Annotated in this window: 1 pseudogene; it reads left to right on the top strand. The window is 59.0% G+C overall.

Going from position 1 to position 256, the window contains the following annotated elements:
• Window positions 1-256 (top strand): annotated as a pseudogene (locus tag P9217_RS30270) (hypothetical protein); the annotation flags it as partial.

Here is a 256-nt window from a genome sequence, read left to right as displayed (position 1 = left end):
CAATGAGGTCGGTGAGCTTAAGACCCGCATCGACCAGCTGCGCACCACTGCCGAGAAATACCAGCGAGAGGGCGATTTCGGCAAGGCTTCTGAGATTCTCTACGGCCAGATTCCGGCTCTGGAGAAGGAAGCCGAAGCAGCGAATGAGGCTGAGGAGCAAGGGACGCGAATGGTCTCTGAGGAGGTTGGCACCTCTGACATAGCCGAGGTCGTTTCCTCGTGGACTGGCATCCCTGTTGGGCGGATGATGCAGGGC

The organism is Mesorhizobium sp. WSM4989 (assembly GCF_029625795.1).
Taxonomy (GTDB): domain Bacteria; phylum Pseudomonadota; class Alphaproteobacteria; order Rhizobiales; family Rhizobiaceae; genus Mesorhizobium.
This window is presented reverse-complemented; position numbering and strand designations above follow the sequence as displayed.